Annotated in this window: 1 protein-coding gene; it reads right to left on the bottom strand. The window is 71.7% G+C overall.

Features of this window, described 5'->3' with window-relative positions; translation table 11 throughout:
* Positions 1-382 precede the first annotated feature (382 nt).
* Complete coding sequence (locus tag ACIQOV_RS39940; protein WP_401055854.1) at positions 383-1,375, bottom strand: tetratricopeptide repeat protein; 993 nt, start codon at positions 1,373-1,375, stop codon at positions 383-385.
* Positions 1,376-1,821: the final 446 nt, after the last annotated feature.

Raw genomic sequence — 1,821 nt, 5'->3', positions numbered from 1 at the left:
GCCGGCGGATCACCCGGTGGGGATCCCGCGCTCCGCGTGGCCGACCGGGGTCGGCGGAAGTGGAGTCTGGGACCGGGCGTGGCCGATCGTGCTTGAATCCCGGGCGAAGCACAAGAGGTTCCTTACTGACGGGTAATGCAACATCAGGTGATGTTGATCATGAAATCGACCCGAGCCGCACCCTGTGTGACGCCTTGAAGGAATCGTGATGGCGAAATCCGCCGGAAACACCAGCGAAACACCCGCGGGTGGTCACACATGGTGACCACCCGCGGGTGAAATCAAGATTTGGTAAACCTCTGTTCGGTTGACCGGATTGTCGCCAAATCCCCCGCGACACCGCAGGTCATCCGCCGTGCCAGACGGCGGGCCCGATCCGGACTCAGAACAGCACGCGCGCCAGCGCCGTACGGGCCGCGACGACCCGCGGGTCCTCCGCGCCGATCACCTCGAACAGCTCCAGCAGGCGCAGCCGGGCGGCGTCCCGGTCCTCACCGGCCGTCCGCCCGACGGTGGTCACCAGACGCCCGAAGGCATCCTCGACGTGACCGCCGACCAGGTCCAGGTCGGCCGCCTTGAGCTGGGCCTCGACGTCCTTCGGGTCGGCGGCGGCCGCCGCCCGGACGGCCTGGAGGTCCAGGCCCTCGATCCGCTTCAGCAGCTCGGCCTGGGCCAGGCCCAGCTTGGCCTCGGTGTTGCCCGGCTGCTCGATCAGCACGTTCTGGTACGCACGGATGGCGCCGCCCAGGTCACCGGCGTCCAGCGCGTCGTGCGCGGCGGACAGCGCCGGGTCCTCGGGACGCTGCGGCGCGGCGGCCTCGGCCTCGCCCGGGCCGGCCGCGCCGCCGGCCACGCCGAAGCGCTGCTCGGCGACCAGGATCAGCTGGTCCAGGATCTTGCGGATGTTGGCGGCGCTCTCCGCGCCCTGGAACAGCGGCACCAGCTGGCCGGCCACCACGGCCATCACGGCCGGGATGCCCTGGATGCCGAACTGCTGGGAGAGCAGCTGGTTGGCGTCCACGTCGATCTTGGCGAGCACGAAGCGGCCGGCGTACTCCTCGGCCAGGTCCTCCAGGATCGGGCTCAGCTGCTTGCAGGGCCCGCACCACTCGGCCCAGAAGTCGATGACGACCGGCACCTCGGTGGAGCGCTGGACGACCTCGGCCTCGAAGGTGTCCTCGGTGACGTCGATGACGAGCCGGTGGGCGGACTGGGCGGGGACGGCTCCGGCCGAATCGGCGGCGGCCGCCTGCCGGGCCCGCTCGGCCCGGGCCTGCTCGGCCTTCTGGGCGGCTTCGCCGGCCGCCTTCACTGCGGCGAGGTCGACCGCGCCGCGCAGGGCGGAGCTGTTGAGACGCGAATTCCGTGGCTGCATGGCACCATCCTCCCCCGTCCGCGCTGCTCGCGGGCACCATCCTCCGGAAAGTCGCCCCGCGCGGACCGCGCGGCACGGAATTCCGGGCGCGGTGCCGCTCCCCCGGTAGCCTGGACCGTTCGGCGCGGATCCCCACCCGCGCCCGCGCCGCCCCCGTCCCACGGGACGCGGCGCCTGGTTGTCACTGCTTTCGCTACGAGTCGTAGCGTAACTGGAGCCGGTGCCCCGCCCGCAAGCCCCACCGGCGGTTCGGGGACGTGACCTGCCCCACTTTCCCGGGCCGCCCCGCTGCCCGAACGGGCGAACAGTCGCTACCGTTACCAACCCCACCCAAGTTACTTACCAGTAAAGCGCGAGGAGGCCCGGTGCCGGCCGCCCAGCCCCCAGCGAACCCGGACAGCGTGGAACGCGCCGGTGCCGCGCACGTACAGCAGCCGGGCCAGGAC

It is taken from the genome of Kitasatospora sp. NPDC091257 (assembly GCF_044757675.1).
Lineage (GTDB): Bacteria > Actinomycetota > Actinomycetes > Streptomycetales > Streptomycetaceae > Kitasatospora > Kitasatospora lactacystinica.
Note: the sequence above shows the minus strand (reverse complement) of the source record. Positions and strands in the feature narration are given on the sequence as shown.

What these genes read in the sequence shown, in the direction of transcription:
- ACIQOV_RS39940 (WP_401055854.1), bottom strand. Translation starts at nt 1,375, where the DNA reads ATGCAGCCACGGAATTCGCGTCTCAACAGCTCCGCCCTGCGCGGCGCG.